This is a genomic window from Ruegeria sp. CF2 (genome assembly GCF_056537385.1).
In genome coordinates this window covers 1,992,129-2,018,262 of record NZ_JBQFRL010000001.1, presented here as the reverse complement: position 1 = coordinate 2,018,262, position 26,134 = coordinate 1,992,129, and the positions used below count along the sequence as shown (strand labels likewise).

Annotated in this window: 26 protein-coding genes; 16 read left to right on the top strand and 10 right to left on the bottom strand. The window is 60.9% G+C overall.

Features of this window, described 5'->3' with window-relative positions; all coding sequences use genetic code 11:
- Positions 1-2: 2 nt before the first annotated feature.
- Positions 3-1,022, top strand: a complete 1,020-nt coding sequence (ruvB, locus tag ACR0IR_RS10105; protein WP_170337873.1) for a Holliday junction branch migration DNA helicase RuvB — start codon at positions 3-5, stop codon at positions 1,020-1,022.
- A 10-nt stretch (positions 1,023-1,032) separates the two neighbouring features.
- Here the strand turns inward: ruvB and ACR0IR_RS10100 are convergent, their stop codons facing one another.
- Positions 1,033-1,767 carry a hypothetical protein gene (locus ACR0IR_RS10100; RefSeq protein ID WP_170362907.1) on the bottom strand — a complete coding sequence of 245 codons (735 nt, stop codon included), beginning with the start codon at positions 1,765-1,767 and terminating at the stop codon, positions 1,033-1,035.
- A gap of 150 nt (positions 1,768-1,917) precedes the next feature.
- Between ACR0IR_RS10100 and ACR0IR_RS10095 the strand changes: the two genes are divergently transcribed.
- The 15 genes from ACR0IR_RS10095 (at position 1,918) to ACR0IR_RS10025 (ending at position 16,064) form a co-directional block, all read left to right on the top strand.
- Positions 1,918-2,541 (top strand): hypothetical protein, encoded by a 624-nt coding sequence (locus ACR0IR_RS10095; RefSeq protein ID WP_170362909.1) that lies wholly within the window; start codon positions 1,918-1,920, stop codon positions 2,539-2,541.
- On the top strand, positions 2,538-2,921 hold the full coding sequence (gene ybgC, locus ACR0IR_RS10090; RefSeq protein ID WP_093962779.1) for a tol-pal system-associated acyl-CoA thioesterase: 384 nt from the start codon (positions 2,538-2,540) through the stop codon (positions 2,919-2,921). The genes ACR0IR_RS10095 and ybgC overlap by 4 nt, the downstream gene beginning before the upstream one ends.
- 108 nt (positions 2,922-3,029) lie before the next feature.
- A complete protein-coding gene (gene tolQ / locus ACR0IR_RS10085) occupies positions 3,030-3,725 on the top strand; it encodes a protein TolQ (RefSeq protein WP_093962778.1) in 696 nt (231 codons plus the stop codon).
- Between the two features lies 1 nt (position 3,726).
- The gene (tolR, locus tag ACR0IR_RS10080; RefSeq protein ID WP_170362911.1) at positions 3,727-4,203 is read left to right on the top strand and encodes a protein TolR; all 477 of its coding nucleotides are present in this window, start codon (positions 3,727-3,729) and stop codon (positions 4,201-4,203) included.
- A gap of 9 nt (positions 4,204-4,212) precedes the next feature.
- Complete coding sequence (locus ACR0IR_RS10075) at positions 4,213-5,304, top strand: energy transducer TonB (protein WP_170362912.1); 1,092 nt, start codon at positions 4,213-4,215, stop codon at positions 5,302-5,304.
- The gene (gene tolB / locus ACR0IR_RS10070) at positions 5,301-6,620 is read left to right on the top strand and encodes a Tol-Pal system beta propeller repeat protein TolB (RefSeq protein ID WP_093962775.1); all 1,320 of its coding nucleotides are present in this window, start codon (positions 5,301-5,303) and stop codon (positions 6,618-6,620) included. The genes ACR0IR_RS10075 and tolB overlap by 4 nt, the downstream gene beginning before the upstream one ends.
- 87 nt (positions 6,621-6,707) lie before the next feature.
- Positions 6,708-7,211, top strand: coding sequence for a peptidoglycan-associated lipoprotein Pal (gene pal / locus ACR0IR_RS10065; protein ID WP_093962774.1), 504 nt, complete (start codon positions 6,708-6,710; stop codon positions 7,209-7,211).
- Between the two features lie 4 nt (positions 7,212-7,215).
- Positions 7,216-8,046, top strand: a complete 831-nt coding sequence (gene ybgF, locus ACR0IR_RS10060; RefSeq protein WP_170362914.1) for a tol-pal system protein YbgF — start codon at positions 7,216-7,218, stop codon at positions 8,044-8,046.
- Positions 8,043-9,296: a tRNA lysidine(34) synthetase TilS gene (gene tilS / locus ACR0IR_RS10055; protein ID WP_170362916.1), complete on the top strand. Its 1,254-nt coding sequence runs from the start codon at positions 8,043-8,045 to the stop codon at positions 9,294-9,296. Before ybgF ends, tilS begins: the two co-directional genes overlap by 4 nt.
- 76 nt (positions 9,297-9,372) lie before the next feature.
- A complete protein-coding gene (ftsH, locus tag ACR0IR_RS10050) occupies positions 9,373-11,289 on the top strand; it encodes an ATP-dependent zinc metalloprotease FtsH (protein WP_093962771.1) in 1,917 nt (638 codons plus the stop codon).
- A gap of 107 nt (positions 11,290-11,396) precedes the next feature.
- Entirely contained in the window at positions 11,397-11,993 is a 597-nt protein-coding gene (locus tag ACR0IR_RS10045; protein ID WP_170362918.1) for an MOSC domain-containing protein, read from the top strand.
- 144 nt (positions 11,994-12,137) lie between these two features.
- Complete coding sequence (locus tag ACR0IR_RS10040; RefSeq protein WP_170337521.1) at positions 12,138-13,814, top strand: formate--tetrahydrofolate ligase; 1,677 nt, start codon at positions 12,138-12,140, stop codon at positions 13,812-13,814.
- A gap of 57 nt (positions 13,815-13,871) precedes the next feature.
- Positions 13,872-14,177, top strand: a complete 306-nt coding sequence (locus tag ACR0IR_RS10035) for a chorismate mutase (RefSeq protein ID WP_170337522.1) — start codon at positions 13,872-13,874, stop codon at positions 14,175-14,177.
- 53 nt (positions 14,178-14,230) lie between these two features.
- Positions 14,231-15,121 (top strand): bifunctional methylenetetrahydrofolate dehydrogenase/methenyltetrahydrofolate cyclohydrolase FolD, encoded by an 891-nt coding sequence (gene folD, locus ACR0IR_RS10030; protein WP_170362920.1) that lies wholly within the window; start codon positions 14,231-14,233, stop codon positions 15,119-15,121.
- Positions 15,122-15,200: 79 nt separating this feature from the next.
- A complete protein-coding gene (locus ACR0IR_RS10025; protein WP_342355366.1) occupies positions 15,201-16,064 on the top strand; it encodes a LytTR family DNA-binding domain-containing protein in 864 nt (287 codons plus the stop codon).
- Between the two features lie 12 nt (positions 16,065-16,076).
- Here the strand turns inward: ACR0IR_RS10025 and pdeM are convergent, their stop codons facing one another.
- The 9 genes from pdeM to ACR0IR_RS09980 all read right to left on the bottom strand — a co-directional run bounded on the left by pdeM (position 16,077) and on the right by ACR0IR_RS09980 (position 26,111).
- Entirely contained in the window at positions 16,077-16,739 is a 663-nt protein-coding gene (gene pdeM / locus ACR0IR_RS10020) for a ligase-associated DNA damage response endonuclease PdeM (RefSeq protein WP_170362922.1), read from the bottom strand.
- A 44-nt stretch (positions 16,740-16,783) separates the two neighbouring features.
- Entirely contained in the window at positions 16,784-19,192 is a 2,409-nt protein-coding gene (locus ACR0IR_RS10015; protein WP_170362924.1) for a ligase-associated DNA damage response DEXH box helicase, read from the bottom strand.
- A gap of 52 nt (positions 19,193-19,244) precedes the next feature.
- The gene (locus ACR0IR_RS10010; RefSeq protein ID WP_093962764.1) at positions 19,245-20,552 is read right to left on the bottom strand and encodes a P-loop NTPase family protein; all 1,308 of its coding nucleotides are present in this window, start codon (positions 20,550-20,552) and stop codon (positions 19,245-19,247) included.
- Between the two features lie 117 nt (positions 20,553-20,669).
- Positions 20,670-21,215, bottom strand: coding sequence for a prepilin peptidase (locus tag ACR0IR_RS10005; protein WP_170362926.1), 546 nt, complete (start codon positions 21,213-21,215; stop codon positions 20,670-20,672).
- A gap of 3 nt (positions 21,216-21,218) precedes the next feature.
- The gene (locus ACR0IR_RS10000; protein WP_170337527.1) at positions 21,219-22,070 is read right to left on the bottom strand and encodes a tetratricopeptide repeat protein; all 852 of its coding nucleotides are present in this window, start codon (positions 22,068-22,070) and stop codon (positions 21,219-21,221) included.
- 29 nt (positions 22,071-22,099) lie between these two features.
- Complete coding sequence (locus tag ACR0IR_RS09995; protein ID WP_254441510.1) at positions 22,100-22,636, bottom strand: tetratricopeptide repeat protein; 537 nt, start codon at positions 22,634-22,636, stop codon at positions 22,100-22,102.
- 49 nt (positions 22,637-22,685) lie between these two features.
- Entirely contained in the window at positions 22,686-23,669 is a 984-nt protein-coding gene (locus tag ACR0IR_RS09990; RefSeq protein WP_170362929.1) for a type II secretion system F family protein, read from the bottom strand.
- A 10-nt stretch (positions 23,670-23,679) separates the two neighbouring features.
- The gene (locus tag ACR0IR_RS09985) at positions 23,680-24,648 is read right to left on the bottom strand and encodes a type II secretion system F family protein (RefSeq protein WP_170362931.1); all 969 of its coding nucleotides are present in this window, start codon (positions 24,646-24,648) and stop codon (positions 23,680-23,682) included.
- A gap of 11 nt (positions 24,649-24,659) precedes the next feature.
- On the bottom strand, positions 24,660-26,111 hold the full coding sequence (locus ACR0IR_RS09980; RefSeq protein ID WP_170362933.1) for a TadA family conjugal transfer-associated ATPase: 1,452 nt from the start codon (positions 26,109-26,111) through the stop codon (positions 24,660-24,662).
- Positions 26,112-26,134: the final 23 nt, after the last annotated feature.

The window sequence follows — 26,134 nt, the reverse complement described above, 5'->3', positions numbered from 1 at the left end:
GAATGGTTGATGCCGACCCGACCCTGCGCCCGCAGCCTCTGCCCGAGGACAACGATCGCGCCTTGCGCCCGCAGGGGCTGGACGAATTCATCGGCCAGGCCGAGGCACGGGCCAATCTGCGCATCTTCATCCAGTCGGCCCGCCAGCGGAACGAGGCGATGGACCACACGCTGTTCCACGGCCCTCCGGGCTTGGGCAAGACGACGCTGGCGCAGATCATGGCGCGCGAGCTGGGGGTGAACTTCCGCATGACCTCGGGGCCGGTTCTGGCCAAGGCCGGGGATCTTGCGGCGATCCTGACCAACCTCGAAGAGCGCGACGTGCTGTTCATCGACGAGATTCACCGCCTGAATCCGGCGGTGGAAGAGGTGCTGTACCCGGCGATGGAGGATTTCGAGCTGGATCTGGTGATCGGCGAGGGCCCCGCGGCCCGTACCGTGCGGATCGAACTGCAGCCCTTTACCCTGGTCGGGGCGACCACGCGGATGGGCCTGCTGACCACCCCGCTGCGCGACCGGTTCGGCATTCCGACCCGGCTGCAATTCTACACCGTGGAAGAATTGCACGAGATCGTCACCCGCAACGCCCGCAAGCTGGGCGCGCCGGCCGATGACGACGGTGCGCGCGAGATCGCGCGCCGGTCGCGGGGCACTCCCCGTATCGCCGGGCGGCTGCTGCGGCGGGTCGTGGATTTCGCCATCGTCGAGGGCGACGGCCGCATCACGCGCGAATTGGCCGATGGCGCGCTGACGCGGTTGGGCGTCGATAATCTGGGCTTGGACGGCGCCGACCGCCGCTATTTGAAACTGATCGCCGAAAATTATGGCGGTGGCCCGGTGGGGATCGAGACCTTGTCGGCCGCCTTGTCCGAGAGCCGCGACTCGCTGGAGGAAGTGATCGAGCCCTATCTGCTGCAACAGGGCCTGATCCAACGCACGCCGCGCGGCCGGATGCTGGCGCAGAAGGCCTGGACGCATTTGGGCATGGCCGCGCCCAAGGGACAGAGCGACCTGTTTGGCTGACGACTGTAGATCAGCCTTTACGCTCGCGGATTTTCACCAGCATCTCGTACTCGGGTTCGAAATGAGGACGGAATGCGGCCAATTCTTCCGCAGACAGCTTTTTGCGTGACAACGACCTGTTTTCGTGGCGCATAGGCAAGTCCACCGAGAACAACGCCTGGGCGCTTTCAAGCAAATTGCCGAGTTCGTGAAAGAAACCGACTTGATCTAGAGAGGACACAGCCTCGACAGCCTCGTCCACGTCGAAGTTTTCGCTGAACATATAAAGCTGACGCAGCAGGTGATCGCGGTCAGCGGATGCGATGAAATCGGCAAAGTCGCCCTTCGCCCAATCGCCTTCGGATGCCAGGCAGGGGTGATCGACGCCGTATTCAATATACCCTTTCAGCATCAAAAAGTGGCTGTAGGCCCGCTCGACCGGATCGCGGAACACAGTAAATGTGTAGGTCTTGGCGGGCACCTTCAGTGAATGGAACGGCGAATGTGAAAACGCGTAGGCAAAGCTGCCCGCCTTGATCAGCCGCTCGTTCCAGCCGACCGCAGGTCCGATCTCGCCGGCAATTCGGTGTTTGGGGGCGCCCGCAAGAGCTTTCACTGTCACACGCTTGCCGGCGAACGCCGACAGGAACGCCGCATTCAACGAAGAGCCGGCTGTTTTTCTGATGTGATAATGGTAGACGCGGTCAAATTCAGGAGTTAGCCGTCCTTTGTGCTGTGGCGGATTTCTTCTGATCCAGGAAAGCATTGGGTCGATGTTTCGTCCTTGTCAGAGATGGCCGAGACCGTCTGTTCTGGTAGTGTCGGTAACGCCTGGCAACATGGCGTTTGTCGTGGGTGTATCTTTGTTTGCGACAGTAATCAACGGCCCCGAGACTGAAAAAAGAGGGAATTGCCAATGACGCCTGAGGGTGTTGCCGAGTTGTTTTGCCGCGCGGACGGGAACTATCTTTTCGCACGTTGGGGACGGCCCATCGTGCCGATCGTATTTGGTGTGGAAGACAAGACGCTAGCAACGGTCAAAGGCGCGTTCGAGGCGGTCGTGGCACTGGCCGGCCATAAGATGGCCGAGACCGACCCCGAGTTGGGCGCCAACTGCATGGTGTTCTTTTTTCGCGATTGGGCCGAGCTGCTTGAAGTGCCTGACCTTGACCGGCTGATCCCGGACCTCGCGCCACTGGTCGAGCGGCTCGATGCTGGCGGAGCCAACCAGTATCGAGCCTTCAGGTTCGATCCGGACGGCGCGATCCGTGCTGCGTTTGTCTTTGTGAGGATGGACAGTGAGCTGTCGAAAGTTTCGGCCGAAACGCTGGCGTTGTCGCAGGTCGTTCAGACCATTCTTTTGTGGTCGGATACAGCCTTCCGAGAGCGCTCGCCCCTGGCCGTGGCGGGAGACACCACGATCCTGCGGCCCGACATTGCCGCGCTGATCCGTGCAGCCTATGATCCGGTTTTGCCGGCGGTGGCGCGGGACCCGTCCCATGCGCTGCGGCTGTTCGCACGCATGGAGCCGACGCAATGAAGCATGTCTTTCCCGTCCGCGTCTACTACGAGGACACCGACATGGGGGGCGTGGTCTATCACGCCAACTATTTGCGCTATATCGAGCGCGCCCGGTCGGATTGGGTGCGCAACCTGGGCAATGACCAGAACGCAATGCGCGAGGCTGGTATCATCTGGGTCGTGCGAAGGGTCGAGGCCGACTATCTGGCGTCTGCGCGGTTCGATGACGAGCTGCTGGTCGAAACCGAGGTCGTCGCGATTTCCGGCGTGCGACTGACCATGGCTCAACTCATCCGACGCGGCGAGACCGAAGTCTTCCGCGCGACCGTGACGGCCGTTTGCGTCAATCAGGATGGCCGGCCGATCCGGCTCCCGGCAGAGATTCGCGCATTGCTGTAACAATTTGCTCAGCCCCTGTGGTTCTGTTGGCAATTTGCCCCTAACTACGCTAGCGTTTGGCAAAACAAGGCCAATCAACGGCTGTCAGGCAAAACAAAGAGCAGGTTCATGGAAGCTGAAACGCTGGCGCTGGCGCAGGAGATCGATTTCTCCATGTGGGGGCTGTTCGCCCGTGCGACATTCATCGTGAAAGTGGTGATGCTGATCCTTGTGGTCGCATCCTTCTGGTCATGGTCGATCATCATTCAAAAGCTCATCACCTATCGCAGCGCGCGACGCGAAGCGCAGGTGTTCGACGAGGCGTTCTGGTCGGGCAACCCGCTGGACGAGCTGTTCGAACAGATCGGAACGCAGCCGGATGGCAGTTCCGAAAAGATCTTCGCAGCCGGCATGATCGAGTGGCGCCGCTCGCACCGCGCCGACGGTGGACTCATAGCCGGCGCACAGGCCCGGATCGATCGTTCGATGGATGTGGCCATCGCAAAAGAGGCCGAGGGTTTGCAAAAGGGTCTTTCGATCCTTGCGACCGTGGGTTCGACTGCGCCGTTCATCGGCCTGTTCGGTACGGTTTGGGGCATCATGAACGCCTTCATCGAAATCGCCGAACAGCAGAACACAAACCTGGCCGTCGTGGCACCGGGCATCGCCGAAGCTTTGCTGGCGACCGGTCTTGGCCTGCTGGCCGCAATTCCGGCCGTAATCTTCTACAACAAACTTAGCGCGGACAGCGATCGCATCGTTGGCGGATACGAGGCTTTTGCCGACGAATTCGCAACCATTCTGTCCCGCCAGTTGGACAGCTGACATGGGTGCGGCGATCCAGCAATCGTCTGGCGGCAACGGACGACGCCGAGGACGGCGGCGCGGGCGTGCGCAGCCGATGGGTGAAATCAACGTCACACCCTTTGTCGACGTGATGCTGGTGCTGCTGATCATCTTCATGGTCGCGGCGCCGCTGATGACCGTGGGGGTCGAGGTTGATCTACCCAAAACCGCCGCCAGCGCTCTGCCCGGCGACAACGAGGAACCGTTGACCGTCACGCTGACAGCCGACGGGCGGGTTCAGATCCAGACCACCGAGGTGTCCCGCGACGAGTTGATCGGTAAGCTGCGCGCCATTGCTGCCGAGCGCAGCAGCGACCGCGTCTACCTGCGGGCCGATGGCGCCATTCCTTATGCGCAGGTCATGCAGGTCATGGGTGCGTTGAATGCCGGCGGGTTTTCGAATGTGGGCCTTGTCACCGATACCGGCGGGCCGGCGCTGGACGCGGGCGGAGAGTGAGGCTGCGCGGTGGATACCGGCACCAAGATTTCGGCGATTGCCCATGTGACATTGATCGGATGGGCTCTGTTCGGCGGCACGTTCCGGTCCGAGCCACTGCCTTTTGCAGTGCAGGAGGTGTCGGTGGTTTCGGCTGAGCAATTCGCTGCCCTGACGGCGCAAAGCGATGCGCCCGAAGTTCCGACGCCCCCCAACGCATTGGAAGACCCGATCGTACAACCCCCGGCCCCCGAAGTGCCGGAGCCGTCGGTTGAAGAACAGCCGCGCCCCGAGCCGGTCACGCCACCCGAACCGGAGCCCGAGCCGCAACCCGAGGCAGTTGAGACTCCACCCGAATCCGAAGTGATCGAGCAGCCTCCGGTACTGGATGAACCGGAACCCGAGGTTGCGGTTTTGCCGGCGCTGCCCGAGTCCCAGCCCCGCCCGGCGGACAAGGTGGCCCCCGAACCCATTGCTCCTCCGCCATTGGACGCAAAGCCGGACGATATCGAAACACCGGCGGTTTCGCTGGATGAAGGTGCTGAGATCCAGCAGGAGCAGCAAGACCAGACCGCGCCCGAGGAAGCCACTGACCAGATCGTGACCGAGGCGGAAGAGGCCAAGGACCTGTCGCCACAAAGCTCGCCGCGTCCCCGGGTCCGGCCCAATCGGCCCAAGCCTGCGGAAACCGAACAGACCGCGACCGCCGATCCGGTCGAACAGGCTGCGGAACCCGACGAGGCCGCGATCAATGACGCGCTGGCCGAGGCTTTGGGCGGTTCGTCCGAGCCGTCCGGTCCGCCTCTGACCGGCGGCGAAAAGGATGCGATGCGTCTGGCTGTTTCGCGGTGCTGGAATGTGGGCTCGTTGTCGACCGATGCGCTCAAGACCGTTGTGGTGGTCGGTTTCTCGCTGAACCGCGACGGCTCGATCGTTCCCGGCAGTCTGCAGCTTCTGGATAGCTCTGGCGGCTCGGACGGGGCCGCAAAACAGGCATACGAGGCCGCCCGGCGTGCGATTTTGCGCTGCGGAGCAAAAGGATATGACCTTCCTGCTGACAAATACGAGCATTGGAAGGATATTGAGATCACCTTCAATCCCGAGAGGATGCGGATCAAATGATGAAACTTCTGACCAGCCTCTTCGTTGGCCTGACCCTTCTGTCGGCCCCCGTGTCTGCGCAAACCGGCCCACTTCGGCTGGAATTGGATGAAGGCATCATCGAACCTTTGCCATTTGCGGTGCCCAGCTTTGTACCGGACAGTCCGGCGGCCAGCCAGTTTGCGGCTGACATCAGCCGCGTCATCGCCGAGGACCTGACCGGAACCGGCCTGTTCCGTGAGATTTCGCCGGATGCATTCATCAGCCGTGTTAGCAGTTTCGAAGCGCCGGTCCAATTTGCGGATTGGAAGGCGATCAATGCCGATGCGCTGGTCACCGGCGCGGTGAATGTCTCGGGCAATACCCTGTCCGTCCGGTTCCGGGTCTGGGATGTATTCTCGGGTCAGGAATTGGGCAACGGCCTGCAATTTGCTGGTACAACCGAGGGCTGGCGCCGAATGGCGCACAAGGTGGCTGATCAGGTCTACAGCCGCATTACCGGTGAGGGAGGCTATTTCGACAGCCGCGTGGCTTTTGTCTCGGAAACCGGCCCAAAGGATCAGCGCCGCAAGCGGCTGGCCATCATGGACTATGACGGGGCGAATGTTCAGTACCTGACCGACAGTGCCGCGATCGTTCTGGCCCCGCGCTTTTCGCCAACGGGCGACCGGTTGCTCTACACCAGCTATGAAAGCGGCCGCCCGCGGATCTACGTTCTGGATGTTGGCCGGGTCAAGCGGCAGGAATTGCAGACTCAGGAAGGTACGATGAGTTTCTCGCCGCGCTTTTCGCCTGATGGCCGCTCGATCGTCTACTCGCTGACGCAGGGCGGCAATACGGATCTGTGGAAAATGGATTTGGCATCCGGGCAAAGCGTGCGCCTGACCAACACGCCCGCAATTGAAACCGCGCCCAGCTATTCGCCCGACGGATCGCGGATCGTTTTCGAGAGCGACCGGTCAGGCAGCCCTCAGTTGTATATCATGCCGGCAAATGGCGGTGAGGCGACCCGCATCAGCTTTGGCCAAGGGCGCTATGGGACGCCCGTCTGGTCACCACGCGGAGATCTGGTGGCCTTTACCAAGCAGAACAAGGGCCGGTTCCATATCGGCGTGATGCGACTGGACGGTAGCGAGGAGCGGCTGTTGACCGCCTCGTTCCTGGACGAGGGGCCCACATGGTCGCCCAATGGCCGGGTCATAATGTTTGCGCGGGAAACCCAGGGCGCCAGCGGGCGTTCGACCCTGTACTCGGTCGACATTTCGGGCCGAAACCTGCGCCCCGTACGCACCCCGGACGGTGGCAGTGACCCGTCCTGGGGGCCACTGTTGAATTAAGAGACCGCCGGTCGCGCCGAAGTTCACAAGGCAGGCTGGCTGTGATAGACAGACGTCAATAAACAAACGGGACAAGAGGCAACAGAAATGAACGTATTGAGCAAGTTTGCGGCTCTGGGCGCGCTGGCGCTGGTGGCCGCATGTACCAACAACGATCCCTCGGCTTTGGGCGGTGGCGCCGGCGGCAACGGCGCAATCGTCCCGGGTTCTCCCAGCGACCCACGTTCGCCCGCCTATTTCCAGCAGGCGATCGGTGACCGGGTCCTGTTTGCCGTGGATCAGTCCACGCTCTCGCCCGAGGCGCAGACGATCCTTCAGGGGCAGGCCCAGTGGCTGTTGGCCAATACCGACTACGTCGCCACGATCGAAGGTCACGCGGATGAACAGGGCACGCGGGAATACAACCTTGCGCTGGGCGCCCGCCGGGCAAATGCCGCGCGGGAATACCTGATTTCCCGCGGTGTGGCCGGAAACCGTCTGCAGACGATCAGCTATGGCAAGGAGCGCCCGATCGAAATCTGTAGCACTGAGGAATGCTATTCCAAGAACCGCCGCGCGGTCACCGTGCTGACCGGATCCACAACGGGGTAACAGGATGAGAATTGCGGGATTGGTTCTGGCGGCGGCTTTGACCCTTGCCAGCGGCGCGCAAGCGCAGGATCAGCAGACTCTGGCCGATATTCGCCAGGAACTGACGGTGCTGCATGTCGAAATCCAACGGCTCAAGCGCGAGTTTTCTACGACAGGCTCGCCCGCGCCGAACCTGTCCGGCAGTTCGATACTGGAACGCGTTGACGCCATCGAGGCCGAGTTGCAGAGGCTGACTCGGCAGACCGAGCAGCTGAATCAGCGTGTTCAGAATGTCGTGACGGACGGAACCAACCGGATCGGAGATCTGGAGTTCCGTCTCTGCGAGCTGGAACCCGGTTGCGAGTTCACCGGCGAAGACACACCGACATTGGGTGGAGATAGCGACACAGCGGCCATCACCGCTCCGGTGACGACGCCCGGCGATGCCGCCGGCGGCGACCAGGTCGAACTGGCCGTAGGTGAACAAGCCGATTTTGATGCCGCGTCGCAAGCCCTTGCGGACGGCGATTTCCAGACGGCGGCCGATCTTTTTGCGCAATTTGACAGCGCGTATCCCGGCAGCCCGCTGGCCCCCGAAGCCAATCTGAGGCGAGGGCAGGCCCTGGAAGGGCTGGGTGATACCCGCGAAGCGGCCCGGGCTTTCCTTGCCAGCTTTACTGGCGATTCCGAAGGGCCGGTGGCCCCCGAGGCGTTGTACGAACTTGGGGCAGCATTGGGCCGGTTGGGCCAGGTTGACCAGGCTTGTATCACGCTTGGAGAAGTCGGCGTCCGGTTCCCGTCGTCGGCCTTTGTGGCCACGGCAACCGAGGAAATGGCGTCGCTGAGCTGTTCTTGAGCTCACCTGACGACACCCTTCCGGAGCGCGTCAGGGCGCTGTTGCCCGAAACGCTTCCGTCGCGACTGGGCGTGGCCGTGTCCGGTGGAAGCGACTCGCTTGCATTGCTGCATCTTTTGGTCCGGATCGCCCAGGTTGAAGATGTTCGGCTGTTTGCGGCCACTGTCGATCACGGCCTGAGGCCGGATGCGGCCGCCGAGGCCGCCAGTGTTTCCGAGACATGTGCACATTTGGGCGTGTCCCATGTCACTCTGAAATGGACGGGATGGGACCGGTCGGGAAACCTGCAGGATCAGGCACGGCAGGCGCGCTACGGCCTGCTGCGGGACTGGGCGGTGTCGCAGGACATTCCCGCGGTCGCTCTGGGCCATACCGCAGATGATCAGGCGGAAACCGTGTTGATGCGTCTTGGACGCGCCGCCGGCGTGCGCGGATTGTCGGCCATGACTTTTGCGCGCGATCTGGACGGGGTCACGCTTTGGCGACCTTTGCTGGGCGAAACGCGCACCGCTTTGCGGGACTACTTGCGGGCTGAGGGGGTGCGATGGATCGAAGACCCTTCGAATCAGGACCTTCGCTTTGACCGGATCAAGGCCCGCGAGGCGTTGGGCCATCTGTCCGGCTTGGGGATTACGGCCGGAACTTTGTCGCGCGTTGCTGCGAACCTTGGGCGTGCGAACCGGGCGCTTGAGCATTTTGCGCAGGAATCCGCCCGCCGTGTCGCGAAAGAGAAAGCCTGTGCGGTGCGTGTGGATCGCGCCGGTTTTGCCGCGCTACCTGAGGAAATACAGCGTCGGCTTGTGGTCGGTATCCTCCAGCGGATCTCGGGTCCGGAGTACCCGCCGCGGCAAACCAAAGTCGAGCAGGTCGTACAGGCAGTTATTGCGGGACGTTCGTCGACGCTGAGCGGTTGTCAAATCCTGACGGACGGGAATTGTTCGTGGTTTTGCAGAGAGCTGACCGCCGTTTCGACATGCGTGGCCCGACCGGCCGAACGCTGGGACGGGCGTTGGATCGCGACAGGACCGGACACGCCCGGAGCGCAGATCCGTGCGCTTGGCGAGACCGGGTTGCCACAAGTACCCGACTGGCGCGCGACAGGGGTGCCGCGCATGGTGCTGATGGCCACGCCCGCCGTTTGGCTGGGCGACCAAATCGTGTCCGCGCCATTTGCCGGTTTTTTGAACGGATGGTCGTTTGAAATGGACCCGAAATTCCCCGAGTTTTCGGCTTCTTTTTTATCGCATTGAACCTGCTTCAATCATCTCTATTTTAAGAGGCAACCCGGCAGCGCCTCATCTGCCGATGTCTTTTGGGAGAATTTTCTTGGGCAACGCTCGCAATATAGCATTCTGGGTCGTTCTCTTCCTGTTGATCCTTGCACTGTTCAATCTGTTCAGCGGACCGGGAGGAACCCTCCAGAGCAATGAAAAAACCTATTCGGATTTCGTAAGCGCCGTCGAAGCAGGTGACGTAAAAGGCGTGACGCTGGATGGTGAGCAGATCCGTTACACAACCAGTTCCGGCGGGAATTTCGTCACGATCAAGCCCGGTGATGCCGAAGTCACCAAGCTGCTGATCGAGAAAGACATCCCCGTGCGGGCGGAAAAGCAACAGCAATCGGGTTTCCAGTCTTTCCTGATCACGCTGCTGCCGTTCCTGCTGCTGATCGGTGTCTGGGTCTATTTCATGAACCGGATGCAGGGCGGTGGCAAAGGCGGTGCCATGGGCTTTGGCAAGTCCAAGGCCAAGATGCTGACCGAAAAGCACGGCCGCGTGACCTTTGACGACGTGGCGGGCATCGACGAGGCCAAGGAAGAGTTGGAAGAGATCGTCGAATTCCTGCGCAACCCGCAGAAATTCTCGCGCCTTGGCGGCAAGATCCCGAAAGGTGCGCTGCTGGTTGGCCCTCCGGGCACCGGCAAGACGCTGCTGGCCCGTGCGATTGCAGGCGAGGCCGGCGTTCCGTTCTTCACCATTTCCGGTTCGGACTTCGTGGAAATGTTCGTGGGTGTGGGCGCGTCCCGCGTGCGCGACATGTTCGAACAGGCCAAGAAGAACGCGCCCTGCATCGTGTTCATCGACGAGATCGACGCCGTTGGCCGCCATCGTGGTGCCGGATATGGCGGGGGCAACGACGAACGCGAACAGACCCTGAACCAGCTTCTGGTCGAGATGGACGGGTTCGAGGCAAACGAGGGCGTCATCATCCTGGCTGCAACCAACCGCAAGGACGTGCTCGACCCGGCGCTGCTGCGCCCGGGCCGCTTTGACCGCCAGGTGACCGTCGGCAACCCGGACATCAAAGGGCGCGAAAAGATCCTTGGGGTTCACGCCCGCAAGACGCCTTTGGGTCCGGATGTCGATCTACGCATCATCGCCCGCGGCACACCCGGCTTCTCGGGGGCTGATCTTGCCAACCTGGTGAACGAAGCCGCGCTGATGGCCGCACGGGTCGGTCGGCGTTTCGTGACCATGGAGGATTTCGAGAACGCTAAGGACAAGGTGATGATGGGGGCCGAGCGCCGTTCGATGGTGCTGACCCAGGACCAGAAGGAAAAGACCGCCTATCACGAGGCCGGCCATGCCGTGGTCGGCATGACCCTGCCGTTGTGCGATCCGGTCTACAAGGCCACGATCATCCCGCGCGGCGGCGCGCTGGGCATGGTGGTCAGCCTGCCTGAGATGGACCAGCTGAACTATCACAGGGACGAATGTGAGCAGAAGCTGGCCATGACCATGGCGGGCAAGGCGGCCGAGGTCATCAAATACGGCGAAGACCACGTCTCGAACGGCCCAGCGGGTGACATCATGCAGGCCAGCCAACTGGCACGGGCCATGGTGATGCGTTGGGGCATGTCCGACAAGGTCGGCAACATCGACTATGCCGAGGCGCATGAGGGCTATCAGGGCAACACGGCCGGGTTCTCGGTTTCGGCCCATACCAAGGAACTGATCGAGGAAGAGGTCAAACGGCTGATCCAACAGGGATATGACCGCGCCCATCAGATCCTGACCGAACATAAGGAAGAATGGGAGCGTCTGGCTCAGGGTCTGCTTGAATACGAAACTCTGACGGGTGACGAAATCAAGCGCGTCATGAATGGCGAACCGCCGAATGAGAGTGACGACGAAAGCGACAAGTCCGATCACGGCAATGCCGCGAGCGTGACGGCGATTCCCAAGACCAAGGTCAAGAAGACCCCGCCCGAGGGCGGGATGGAGCCTGAACCTTCGGCATGATACAACAGACCCGGCCCCAGAGCCGGGTCTTTTCTTTTCGGCCTTTCCATCAGGGCAGCGAGCGTTAGGCTGCAGCGAACTTTGATCCGCTGTCGAAAGGAAATGGCATGCCTGTCCTGCGTGAAACCGAATTCAAGGCCCGGGTCGTCTGGTTGGGCCACGTTCCCGCCGGGCACTCCCTGCGGGCTCAAGCGGTGCCGCAGCTCGACCTTGGGTTCCCGGGCGACATTGGCGCGCGACATGAAGGGCTCAATCGACCATCCTGCGTGCGGGTCAAGAACCTGTACCCGGAAGGCACCGAAATCCGCAACGTGCGACAGCTGACGATCCTGGCTGCCGAGGAAATGGCGGCCATTGCTTCTGACATGGGCGTGGACCGGCTGGATCCGGCCCTTTTGGGTGCAAGCATCGTTGTCGAGGGCATTCCGGATTTCACGCATGTTCCGCCCTCGTCACGGCTGCAGGCGGATACGGGATTGACCATGACAGTCGACATGGAGAACCGCCCTTGTGTTCTGCCCGGACGTGAAATCGAAGCAGAGTCACCGGGGCACGGCGCCCGCTTCAAACCGGCCGCACAGGGCCGGCGCGGGGTGACCGCCTGGGTCGAACGGCCGGGACTTCTGAGGCTCGGAGACAGTCTGACCCTGTTCGTCCCCGATCAGCGCGCATGGGACCCAAAACGGACGGCCGTTTCCGATTAGATACGCCCGAACAAGGCCTACGCCGTTTCGCGGCCTGAAAATGTCGGAATCCACATCCATTCAAACCGTACACAACGGTATGGATTTGACAGCACCGACGCGCGGCGTCGGTTTTGCACGGAATTCAATCAGGGATCTTGCCCAATGAGCTACAAATCCGACATTGAAATCGCTCGCGAGGCGAACAAGAAGCCAATCCAGGAGATTGGTGCAAAAATCGGCATCTCGAGCGACGACCTGCTGCCATACGGCCATGACAAGGCCAAGGTAAGCCAGAATTTCATCAACTCGGTCCAGGACCGCGAAGATGGTAAGCTGATCCTTGTGACTGCAATCAACCCGACGCCCGCGGGCGAGGGCAAGACCACCACAACCGTCGGTTTGGGTGATGGCCTGAACCGGATCGGCAAGAATGCGATGATCTGTATCCGCGAGGCCTCGCTTGGTCCGAACTTCGGCATGAAGGGGGGCGCCGCGGGCGGTGGCTATGCCCAGGTCGTGCCGATGGAAGAAATGAACCTGCACTTCACCGGTGACTTCCACGCCATCACCTCGGCCCACTCGCTGCTGTCGGCGATGATCGACAACCACATTTATTGGGGCAACGAACTGGAAATCGATACCCGCCGCGTCGTTTGGCGCCGGGTCGTCGACATGAACGACCGCGCCCTGCGCCAGATCACGGCCTCTTTGGGGGGCGTGTCGAACGGTTTCCCGCGTGAAGCAGGTTTCGACATCACCGTCGCGTCCGAGGTCATGGCGATCCTGTGCCTGGCCAACGACCTGAAGGATCTTGAAAAGCGCCTGGGCGACATCATCGTGGCCTACCGCCGCGACAAGACCCCGGTTTACTGCCGCGACATCAAAGCCGAAGGCGCGATGACCGTTCTTCTGAAGGACGCGATGCAGCCCAATTTGGTCCAGACGCTGGAAAACAACCCGGCCTTCGTGCATGGCGGCCCGTTCGCCAACATCGCGCATGGCTGCAACTCGGTCATTGCGACCAAGACCGCGCTGAAGGTGGCCGACTATGTCGTGACCGAGGCCGGTTTCGGGGCCGATCTGGGCGCCGAGAAGTTCATGAACATCAAATGCCGCAAGGCCGGCATTGCGCCGTCGGCCGTGGTTCTGGTTGCAACGGTTCGCGCGATGAAGATGAATGGCGGCGTGGCCAAGGCCGATCTGGGCGCGGAAAACGTCGACGCGGTAAAGTCGGGCTGTGCCAACCTGGGCCGCCACATCGAAAACGTGAAATCGTTCGGCGTGCCGGTCGTCGTGGCGATCAACCACTTCGTCACCGATACCGATGCCGAGGTTCAGGCGGTCAAGGACTACTGCGCCGAACATGGGGTTGAGGCGGTTCTGTCGCGGCATTGGGAACTGGGCTCGGAAGGATCTGCAGATCTGGCAAAAAAAGTCGTTGAACTGGCTGATGCCGGTACCGCGAATTTTGCGCCGATCTACCCTGACGAAATGTCCCTGTTCGAGAAGATCGAGACCATCGCCAAGCGCATCTACCGCGCCGACGAGGTTCTGGCCGATGCCAAGATCCGCAACCAGCTGAAGGAATGGGAAGCTGCCGGATACGGCAACCTGCCGGTCTGCATGGCCAAGACACAGTATTCCTTCTCGACCGATCCGTCGCTGCGCGGCGCGCCTACCGGCCATTCGGTTCCGGTGCGCGAGGTGCGCCTGTCGGCGGGTGCCGGCTTTATCGTGGTGGTCTGCGGTGAGATCATGACCATGCCCGGTCTGCCCCGCAAACCGGCGGCTGAGACAATCCGCCTCAACGACGAAGGGCAGATCGAGGGCTTGTTCTAAGCCGCTGAATAAGACATCTCGTGGTCCGGGGAATCCCCGGGCCATGAGGAGATTGCGATGCCCACTCTGACACTGCCGCAGGACTGTCATTCCATGCAGGAATTGCGGGTTCAGATCGACAAGCTAGACCGCCAACTGATCGAACTGTTGGCGACGCGCGCAACCTACATCGATCGCGCGTCCGAATTGAAACCGGGCGAGGGCCTGCCGGCCCGTATACCCGAGCGTGTCGAGGACGTGGTGCAAAAGGTGCGTTCAAACTCGGTTGAGGTGGGCATGGACCCCGATCTGACCGAAAGGCTTTGGCGCATCTTGATTGATTGGTCGATTGCGCGCGAGGAGAACGTGCTCGGCCCTGACTGAATGACCGGGCGCCCTTCGCGCCCGATCCGTTTTTTGAAAGAAGGGATCAAAGGATGGTAGCTCAAGTCATCGACGGCAAGGCCTTTGCGGCCAAGGTCCGCGCGCACGTCGCCGACCAGGTTGCAAAACTCAAGGAAGAAAACGGCATCACCCCCGGTCTGGCAGTAGTCCTGGTCGGCGAAGATCCGGCCAGCCAGGTCTATGTCCGCTCCAAGGGCAAGATGACTGTCGAAGTGGGCATGAACTCATACGAGCACAAGCTGGATGTCGACACGTCCGAGGCAGATCTGCTGGCCTTGATCGAGAAGCTGAACAACGATCCCGCGGTGCATGGCATTCTGGTCCAGCTTCCGCTGCCCAAACATCTGAATGAGGACCTGGTAATCAACTCGATCGACCCGGCCAAGGATGTCGACGGGTTCCACATCTCGAACGTTGGTCTGTTGGGCACCGGTCAGAAGTCCATGGTTCCCTGCACGCCGTTGGGCTGCCTGATGATGTTGCGCGATCATCATGGCTCGTTGTCCGGCATGGATGCGGTGGTGATCGGCCGGTCGAACATCGTGGGTAAGCCGATGGCCCAATTATTGCTGGGCGACAGCTGCACCGTGACCATCGCGCACAGCCGTACCAAAGACTTGCCCGATGTCGTGCGTCGCGCCGATATCGTCGTGGCCGCGGTGGGCCGCCCCGAGATGGTACCTGGCGACTGGATCAAGGAGGGTGCCACCGTCATTGACGTTGGCATCAACCGGATCGAGCGTGATGGAAAAACCAAGCTGGTCGGCGACGTGGACTATGCAAGCGCGGCCGAGCGCGCAGGCGCTATTACACCGGTTCCCGGTGGTGTTGGTCCGATGACCATCGCCTGCCTGTTGGCCAACACTCTGACGGCCTGTTGCCGGTCGAACGGCCTGCCCGAGCCCGAAGGCCTGACGGCCTGACCACTGGCGGCCCTGGGGCGGAGCGTCCGCCCCGGGGCCAACGTGGGGATGAAACGACCCCCACTAGCACGCCGCAAACGTGTTTGATTGTCTGACATTTCGTGATAAGCTTGAGTTTCCAGCCGGTTACGAAGTGAATAAGTGGGCGTCTGAGGGACAAGGGCTGGGTCCCGAAAGGCTGCTCATTGATTTTGATATGTTGTCAAAACTGAGCCCATTCATTGCAGAATGCACGCCTCAGAGGGTGGTCGCCGGTATTCTGTTCATCCCGTTGCTCGCCTATACTTTTCCACCGTTCCGAGAAATGGATCTGCCCTTCTCCGTACGCCTGGCGTTCTGGGCAGGAGTGATGATCCTGGCGGTTGTGGCAACGTGGGGATCTCGGCAGTTGGTGAAGGATCGTTTGGACCATGTCGGACTGACGGTCCGGGACGTGGCGTTTGCCTTAGTGATCCTTGTATTGTTCACGCCCGCGTTGTGGATCCTGACGTGGATCCTGTGCGCTGCCAGTGGCCACGATGCCCCCGGCTTGCTGGCAGTCGGCACCTACGGTGCGCTGTTTAGCACAGGACTGGTACTGGTCAGCAAAGGCGAAGCCCCGCCTGAAAACGACGAGGTCATCGAAGCACCCCAACCCCGTCTGGTGAGTCGTCTGCCGGATGGGTTTCGTGGTGATATCTTGCGGCTAGCGGTCCGGGATCACTACGTTGATGTGGTTACCACCAGCGGAACCTATACGATCCGGTCGCGCTTTACTGACGCGATTGCTGAGATGGAGCCGATTTCGGGCCATTGTACCCACAGATCCCATTGGGTTACGGACGCGGCCATTCTGGAAATCCAGAAAAACAACGGCAAAACCTACCTGCGCCTTCGGAACGATGATCTGGTTCCCGTCAGCCGCAAGTACAAACCCAAACTGGAAGAAGACGGTGTGATCTGAACCAGCTGTCGCCTAACGCGGCATCGCCGTCAGCTGTGGCTGCGGGCCCGTCAGAATGGCGCGGGCGTCCGGCTGCATCAGCCGAGACAACGCGGTATCCGAGCTGCGCAGCCCTCCGGTATATGTTCCATAAGCCGGCATGATCAGCCGGCACCTGTCGAACAAGAAGGCCGGGCGCGAAATCATGCGGCCCCGCGCATTGAGCCGGACCTTGGGGTGAAAATGCCCTGAAACTTCGCCTTGCGCGTCGCGTTCCGCTATATGGCGGAAGACCAGGTCGTCTTGGCTCCACTCGGCCAGATGAGTTCCGCTCAGCGCGACGGGACCCGGGTCATGGTTGCCCTCTATCCAAATCCAGAGCCGCCCGGCCTGCAGCGCAGAAATCTCGAGCCGATCTGCATCGCTCAGCATTTCCGAGGCTTCGAGATCATCGAAACTGTCCCCCAAGCAAACCACCGTCTTGGCGCCGGTCGAGTCCAGATCGGCGGCCAGCCGGGACAGTGTCTCTCGGTTGTCATAAGGGGGCAGGGCCGGTCCGCCCCGCCGGACGACCCGAGACGACTTGCCCAAGTGCAGGTCCGAAACACACAGAAGATCGTGCGCCGGCCACCAAAGTGCGCCCGATCCCATGGCGTGCAGTCGGGCACCCGCAAACGAAAATTCAAGGCTGTTCATGGTCCGTTCTTTGCCTGTCGGGACGTGATTTGCAAGTCGTTTCTTCAGGCGGGTTCCAGGCCGGCGTCGCGCAACAAACGGGCGCTTTCTTCGGCCAGCAGCCGCTCTTCGGCCGCGCCCTTGACCGGGACCTTTCCCACCTCGAGCAGCAACGGCGCCGCCAGCGGTGACACCCGGTCCAGCCGGATCAGGTCGATCCGGTCGCCGATGCGCGCGATCATGGCCTCGATCCGTCCGAAATCGACCAGCCCGCGCATGGCTTCTTCGCGGGTGATCTGCATCAGCAGGTGGTCAGGGTCGTATTTCAGCAGCGTGTCGTACAGGATGTCCGACGAAAAGGTCGCCTGTCGCCCGCTTTTGCGTTGGCCACCTGTGTTGCGCTCGATCAGCCCGGCGATGGTGGCCGAGGCGCGGAAGGTGCGTTTCATCACCGCGTTGCCAGCCAGCCAGTTGTCCAGCCCGTCGCGCAGGGCCTCGATCTGGAACAGGGGGCTGGGGTCGGTCACCGCGTCCAGTCCCCAGATCAGCGTCGCATAGTCGGTCGCGACAAAGCCCAGCGGGGCCAACCCGGTTTCCTCCATCCGTTTGGTCAGCAGCAGGCCCAGCGTCTGTTGCGCGTTGCGTCCGGCAAAGCCGTAAACGCACAGGTTTTCGCGGCCGTCATTGGGAAAGCTCTCGATCAACAGCCGGTCACGCCCGGGCAGCCGCGACATCCGACGCTGCAGGTCCAGCCATTCACCCGTATGTTCGGGCAACTGCGGCCAGTCGGGCTGTGCGAACATCCGCAGGATGCGGTCGCTCAGCTGGGTCGAGGTGGCGAACTTGGTGCCCGAAAAGGTGGCGACCTTGGGCTTTTTGTCGGCACGGCGCGTGACCTCGACAACCGTTTCGCGCAGCCCTTCATAGCGCACGATCTGACCGCCGATCAGAAAGGTGTCGCCGGGGGTCAGCGATGCGGCAAAGGCCTCCTCGACCTCGCCCAAAGGTTTGCCACCCCGGTTGCGTTTCAGCCTGACTTTCAGGGTGTCGCTGTCCTGGATCGTGCCCAAGTTCATGCGGATGCGTTGCGCCGCGCGCGGGTCGCGCAGCTGCCACAGCCCGTCGGGGCGCTGTTGCAGGCGTTGCCAGCGGTCATAGGCCCGCAGCGCATAGCCACCGGTTGCGCAGAACTCCAGACAGGCATCGAAGGCCGCGCGGGTCAGATCGGCATAGGGACCGGCCGAGGTGACCTCGACATAAAGGGCATCGGCATCAAACGGCCCGGCGCAGGCCGCGATCAGGATGTGTTGGCACAAGACGTCACGCGGGCCGGGGCCGCGCGGCTCGCCGTCCAGATCGTGCGCGCGTGCGGCCTCCAGCGCGGCAACACATTCGACCACCTCGAACCGGTTGGCAGGCACCAGCAGAGCCTTGGACGGCGCGTTGTAGCGGTGGTTGGCACGCCCGATCCGCTGGACCAGGCGCTTGACGTTCTTGGGTGCGCCGATCTGGATCACAAGATCCACGTCGCCCCAATCGATCCCCAGATCGAGGCTGCCGGTGCAGACGATGGCGCGCAGGTCTCCACGGACCATCGCCGCCTCGACCCGTTCGCGCTGTTGCCGGTCGAGGCTGCCGTGGTGGATGCCGATGGGCAGGCCTTCGTCATTGGCCAGCCACAGGTTGTGAAAGAAGATCTCGGCCTGGGCGCGGGTGTTGTGGAAGATCAGCGTCGTCTTGTGCCGCCGGACCTGCTCCAGTACCGCCGGAATGGCATAGGCCGCGCCGCCCCCGGCCCAAGGCGGCATTTCGGCCGTTTGCAGCATGGCGATATCGGGGTCGGGGCCGGGGTCGGCCAGAACGAAGTCGCAAGGGTCGGGGTGGCGGGCCAGAAAACGCGCGATGGCGTCCGGGTCCTCGACCGTCGCCGACAGTCCCACGCGCCGCAGATCGGGGCACAGGGTCTGAAGCCGGGCTAGCGCCAGCATCAACTGATCGCCCCTCTTGCTGTCGGCCAGCGCATGTATCTCGTCCACGATCACGCGCTGGACGCCTTGGAACATGCGTGGCGCATCTTCGTAGGACGTCAGCAGCGCCAGGCTTTCCGGTGTCGTCAGCAGGATATGCGGCGGGTCTACGCGCTGGCGTTTCTTCTGGGTGGGGGTGGTGTCGCCGGTGCGATCCTCGATCCGGATCGGCAAGCCCATCTCGTCAGCCGGGCCGCGCAGGTTGCGCTTGATGTCGGCGGCCAGCGCTTTGAGCGGCGAGACATAGATCGTGTGCAGCCCCTCATGCTCCTCGGCCAGTTCGATCAGCGAGGGCAGGAACCCGGCCATCGTCTTGCCGCCGCCCGTGGGCGCGATCAACAGCGTCGCCGGGGCCTGCGCCCGGTCGATCATGGCCTGTTGATGCGGGTGGATGGACCAACCCCTGGCTGTAAACCAGGTGTCAATCCGAGCGGGAATCTGCGTCATATGCGCAGACTAGCCCGCCCGGTGACAAAGCGGAATGCGGTTTGGGCCCGTCTTACTTAACGATTTCCTCGTCCTTGACGAACATGTTCGCCCAGGCGCGGTCGATCAATTCCGGGCTCATTTGATAGGGGATGCCCTCGAATTCGCAGATCGAGATCATCTGATCGATCAGGAAGATCGGCTGATAGTTCGCATAGACATTGTTGATGGTCGGGTATTTGACCTTCAGCAGATGTACCAGCGCGGCCTCGTCCAACGGAATGCCGCGCTTGCGGGCCACCATGGCGAAGATCTTCAGGAAGTTTTCCTGGTTCGGGCCGTCAATCTTGATCTTGAAGAAGATCCGGCGAAGCGCGGCCTGGTCGAAGATCTCGTTCGGGTGGAAGTTGGTCGAGAAGATGACCAGTGTGTCGAAGGGAACTTCGAACTTTTCACCCGACTGAAGACCCAGAATGTCCTTGCCCTCTTCCAGCGGAACAATCCACCGGTTGATCAGGGCCTGCGGCGGCTCGGCCTGGCGGCCAAGGTCGTCCACGATGAAGATGCCGCCGGTCGATTTCAGCTGAAGCGGCGCCTGATAAGTGCGCGCCGTGGGGTTGTAGACAAGGTCCAGCATGCTCAGCGACAGTTCACCACCCGTGACCACAGTGGGGCGTTCACACTGGACGTACCGCGTGTCGAACCGCTTGCGGCGGCGCAGGCTGTTCGGGTCGTCAGCCTCTTGCTCGATCGCTGTGTGCACGATCGGGTCGTACACGGTGATCACCTGACCGGCATATTCGATGGCATACGGAACAAAGACGTTGTCACCCAACGCATCCCGAATTCCGTTTGAAATCGAAGACTTACCGTTGCCCGGCGGGCCGTACATCAGGATCGAGCGACCGGCGCTGACCGCAGGACCCAGGTGGTCAAGCAGGCTGTCCGGCAGGACAAGATGCCCCATGGCGCCGGTCAGCTGATCGCGTGTGACTTGGATGTTCCGGATCGACTGTCGTTTGACCTGCTCGCGGTAGACTTCCAGCGGAACGGGCATGGCGCCGAAGTATTCGGACTGGCTCAGCGCGTCCAACGCCCGTGCCTTGCCGGCGTCGGTCAGCTGATAGCCCATTTCGTTGCCGCTGTTGGCGTTCAATGTCCCAGTCGCCTCAAGCAGCTTCTGTTCGCGGGCGATGTCGACCAATTCCTGCGTCACCGAACTCGGCAGGCAGATCGAGGCGGCGATCTCGCTCACCGTGTCCACATTCTTGCGGAAAACGGTCTTCAGAAGGATGTCCCGCATCATAACCAGCGGAAGCTGCATTTCCCCCAGACCCTTCGGGGCAGGAGGAGCCATAACGGATGAGGTCTGCATGTTCATGAGCGCGGCTCGTCTATCCAGTTGTCAATCCTTGTGTCCCGAAAGGGACCACTTGCGGAAAATCTGGCGCAGCTTTGTGGCAGGACCAAGGCGCGGGCAAGGCGCAGACATGATGGTTTACGAGCCGTTAATTGCGCCCAAAATCAAATAGATGCCAAGACTCGCACCCAAGGCCAGCCCCATGGGGAATTTCTTGCCCTGATCCCAGCTTTCCCAGTTCGGAGCGATCTGGCGCAGGCGGGAGTATTTGGCCAGCCGATGGGTGGCAAACGCGGCCAGCGTCGTGACCATCAGAATCACCATCACCATCAAGAAATCACCAACCCACACGAACGGAGCCGCAGCTGCGCAGAACTTGGCGTCGCCCGCACCCATGGCGCCTGCGGCATTGAGAAGAATGCCAAAAAACAGCACGACCACCAGATGGAACAGTTGCCAGGCATAGACCGGCAGAGAAAACTGCAAAGGCCCGATGCTGGCCCCAACCCATTCGCCCGACCAAGGTGGCAGCACAATCAGCCCGACCACCACAAAAACCAGCGCCAGAGCTGTGACCGCATGGTTCTTGATCTTCATTTCCCGCATGTCGGTGAACGCGACATAGAAACAGATGGGCAGCACAAATGGTAGAAACCACTGGGCTGCCACTGCAGGAATTTCCATGCCTTATGCTTCCTCGAGCGCGCGGAGCGACCGAACCGCTTCGTCGAAATGCTGCGGATGGGTGGCGATGGCTTCCCGGAACAGGTTCTTGGCAGTGTTGATGTCACCGCGCTTCACGGCCGAGATGCCCATCGTGTTCAAGAGTTCCGCGCGTTCGGTCTGGGACATCGGGATCACCGGCATGGAATAATTACCCTGCGCCGAGCGGGCAAGAACCAGGTTGTTCTTCGCCGTGAACAATGAACTGTCCTGTCGGATGGCTTCGGTGAACAGGCGCTCGGCCTCGGAATATTGGCCGCGGGTCAACTTGGAATACCCCCAGTTGTTCATCACGCCAGCCGGCCGTGTTGTCAGCCCGATTGCGGTTTCATAGAACTGGTCCGCACGCTTCCAATCCTTGCTGGCGTCTGCCACCAAGGCTTCAAGCCGATAGCGTTTGAACGTCTCGTAGGTCGGGGGGATCTGGTCCAGCGCTGCCTTTGCCGCCTTCCAATCACCACTGCGGACCAACGAGTCCGCATAATCGACGCGATCCGCGTTCGTTGCACCGGACATCGCGGTCACGCGCTTCCAGGCGGCCGATGCTTCGGTGCTGCGCTTGGCGCGGGTCAGCGAAATGGCAAGGCCGCGCTGCAAATCGATCCGATCTGGATTCTTGCCGGCGGCTCCACGGAAATAGGTCACTGCCTCGTTCGGGTCAGCCGCATTGAGCATCACGTCGTTGAGGTTCGTCTCGTCGATGACGTTCACTTCCTGGAACGTGCGTTCGACCTTTTCCTCTTCGGTTTCTTTTGCGCATGCAGACAGGATCAGCCCGCACACGACGACTGTCGGAATCAGGAGTTGTTGGCGCATTTTTGCGTCCCTTACTGCTCTTGCCTCTGTTACTGGTTCTTCCGCAGCAGGAAAGCTCCGTTCCCTTGCTGCTCCAGCGTATATTCTTGTTCTTGTGGTGTATTATTAACAGGATTTTCCATTTTTGCGAGCGCTAAGCGAAGATTGTCACGGATTGCGTCACTTTCGCCATTGTCCAGCGCATAAGCCCTTTGGAAGACCTGCGCGGCCTCGGCATACTCACCTTTTTCCATCAGCAGAACGCCGAGATTGTTCCACGCAACCGACCAATCCGGGTCTTCTTCGACCGCTTGTCGCAACAGGGGCTCGGCTTGTCCCAGCCGCCTGAGGCCGAGATTGGCGGTTCCGATCGAGGTCAGGATTTCCGGGGTCATCCCTTCCGTCAGGGCCGCGCGGGTGAACGATTCCATGGCCAGTTCGTATTCTCCGGCTGCCATCAATCGGTTCCCGACAGCAATTTCGTCAATCGGCCCACCTTTGGGGTCGACGCCGGGGGCAAAAGGCCCGTTCGAAAGACTTGGGTCCGTACACGAAACCACCACGGCAAGAACCGCGGTGGCTATCATCAGGCGGTGGAGCCCGAAGCGGGCGCACCGTTCGCGCGGGGGCATCGGATTATTGGCCTCTGTTACTGAAGTCCATGATGCCTTTAGCCGAGGGACCGACCAGAATGATCAGCAGCGGCGGCACCGTCAGCATCATTGTGGCAAGGGTCATTTTCGTTGGCAACTTGTTCGCGGCTTCTTCGGCGCGCATGACGCGTTTGTCGCGCATCTCGCCTGCATAAACCCGCAGGGCGTCAGCTATCGACGTACCGAATGTGGCCGATTGGATCATCACCGTCACGAAAGAGCTCACATCCTGGACACCGCACCGCGTGCCGAAATCGCGCAGAACTTGATCTTTCTCTTTGCCGGCCTTCATCTCATAGGCCACGATCTCGAATTCCTGGGCAATATCGGGGTAGGAGGCCTTCATCTCGCCGGCCACACGCACGATCGCCTGGTCCAGAGACTGACCGGCTTCCACGCAGACCAGCATCAGGTCAAGCGTGTCGGGAAAGCCCGCGATAATGTTCTCTTTGCGCTCTTCGATCCGGCGCGTGATCCAGTATTTGGGGATGTAGTATCCAATGGCACCCGGTACCAGAACGCGGATCATCATTTGCTGGCCGGTGAATTCCTGCCCGTTTGAAAACACGGTCACCAGAAGAACACCCAAAACGATCCCGGTGATCCCCAACGCAAATTGCGCAAAGTGGAAGAACCGAACGGAGTCTTTCGAGCGGTAACCGGCCTGGCGCAGCTTGAGCTCCATGGCCGAGTATTCTTCTTCATCTTTCGGCTCGAGGAAGGTCGCGAACTTTTCGAGCTGTTCGTTCCGGCCCGAGTTGCGCAACTGATCCTTCTTGCCGCGCTTTTCCTTTTTGGGTGCAGCATTTGCACGCTGCAGCTTTTTCAAGGGATCTTCCGGCTGGTTCAAAAGGATCGGAATGGTCACCAGAACCATGAACAATCCCAGCACGCCGACGACGATCAGCGGGCCGAACTCGCCCAATTGATCCGTCAGCATATCGTTGATTTGGGTCAGAAATTCCATGGTCGTGCCCTCAGACCTTGATGTTGGTGAGAATGCGCATGACGATCAGGTTCAGCGTCAGCATGATCCCCACGACAAAACAGGCAGGAATGAACCATTTGTGGTCCAGAACCGAGTCATAATACCCGGGGTCCTTGACCAGAATGAAAACCAGGCAAAACAGTGGGAACCCCGACAGGAACTTGCCCGACCACTGCGCCTCGGCCGTGATCGCCTTGACCCTGCGGAACAGACGGAACCGTGCACGGATCACCTTGGCAAGCCCATCAAGGATCTCGGCCAAGTTGCCGCCCGACTGCTGCTGGATGCCAACGGCGACCGCGAGAAAGCGCAAATCCTGCATGTCCAGACGTTCGGCCATGTCCTTCAACGCCTCGCCCACGTCACGGCCATAGGCGCATTCGTCGGCAATCACGCCGAATTCGGTCGCAAGCGGATCCTGCACCTCGTTCGCGACGATCTGGATCGTCGAAACGAAAGGGTTGCCGACCCGAAGTGAGCGCACCATCAGTTCCACTGCATCGGGCAACTGCTCCTCAAGCATGCCCATCCGCTTCTTGGCCTTGTGATTGACCCAGGCATAGACAGCGCCGACACCGATTGCGATCGACAGAGCCGCACGTAGGATGGTGTCGGTTCTGGTGCCGATGCTCAGGCCCATGAACGCGACCATGGACACCAGCGCCATGATCATGACCAGTTGCCGCGGGCTGAAGGCAATCGCCGCCTTCTGGGCCTTGTCGGCCAACAGCGAGTAGAGCGGAATGCTCTGCGACTTCATGTGCTGCTGCATTTCCTTGCGCAGCTGCTCCAGAACCTGTTCGCGTCCAACGCCTTTGTCGATCATGTCCAGACGACGATTGACGCGGCTGTTCAGGCTGATGGATTTGCCAAAAGCCACCAGATAGATACCTTCGACCAGCGCCAGAACCCCGACGAAGATCGCGACATAGATGAGCGCCTCGGTTGGCAGTTGCATGCCCTGATCTCCTACATTGTCGTCGGTTCGTAGATCGATGCGGGCAGGTCATACCCCCACAGACGGAACCGTTCGGAATAGTGGCTGCGAACGCCGGTGGCCGTGAAATGACCAATGATCTTATTGTCGGGCGTCAGGCCAACTCGTTGGAATTTAAAGATTTCCTGCATCGAGATTACGTCACCTTCCATTCCCGTGATCTCGGTGATCGAGGTCATGCGGCGCGAACCATCCTGCAGGCGGCTGGCCTGGACGATCAGGTTCACAGCGCTTGCGATCTGGCTGCGCACGGCCTTGATCGGCATTTCGATCCCGGCCATCGCGATCATGTTTTCCAGTCGCGAGATACCGTCGCGGGCCGAGTTGGCGTGGATCGTGGTCATCGAGCCGTCATGGCCAGTGTTCATGGCCTGCAGCATGTCGATCACCTCGGCGCCGCGCGTTTCGCCCACGATGATGCGGTCAGGGCGCATCCGCAGAGCGTTCTTCAGACAGTCGCGCGGGCTGACTTCGCCTTTGCCTTCCACGTTGGGCGGGCGGCTTTCCATCCGGCCCACATGGGTCTGCTGCAGCTGCAGTTCCGCTGTGTCCTCGATGGTCAGAATGCGTTCTGCGTCATCGATGAAGCTGGACAGCGCGTTGAGTGTGGTCGTCTTACCCGAGCCCGTACCACCAGACACGATGATGTTCAGACGAGTGGAGACGGCGGCCTGAAGATACGCGGCCATTTCTTCGGTAAATGCGCCGAAATTGACCAGGTCGTCGATGCCAAGCTTGTCTTTTTTGAATTTCCGGATGGAAACCAGGGACCCGTCCACCGCGATCGGCGGAACCATGGCGTTGAAACGAGACCCGTCGCGCAGACGGGCGTCAACATAGGGGTTGGATTCATCGACCCGGCGACCAACGGCGGACACGATCTTGTCGATGATCCGCATCAGGTGCTTTTCGTCTTTGAACGATACGTCGCTCAGTTCGAGCTTGCCGAAGCGTTCAACAAAGATCTGATGCGGGCCGTTGACCAGAATATCGCTGACCGAGTCGTCTTGAAGCAGTGTTTCAAGTGGACCCAGACCGGTGACTTCGTCATACAATTCTTTGTTCAACTGGGTCCGGTCTTCGCGATTGAGAACGATGTTCTTGGCTTCCAGAACCTCGCTCGCAATCGCGCTGATTTCGGTGCGCAGTTCGGCTTCGGCTGCGTTTTCCAGAGCCGCCAGATTCAGATTTTCCAGAAGTTCCCGGTGCAGCTCGATCTTGATTTCGCTCAGCCGTTCCTTGCGCTTGCGTTCGCGGTCGTTGCCCTTGGCTTCCGCGGCGGTTTTGGCCACCGGTTTGCGGGCAATCGCGGTGGACGACGACGGTGCCGCTGCCGGAGCAGCCGGGGCTTCGGCAGCCTTGGGGGCTTGCGCAGGGGTCGCAACCGGCTGCGCACCTGATGGTTTTTTGTAACGTGAGAACACGGCGGTTTCTCCCCCTAATAGCC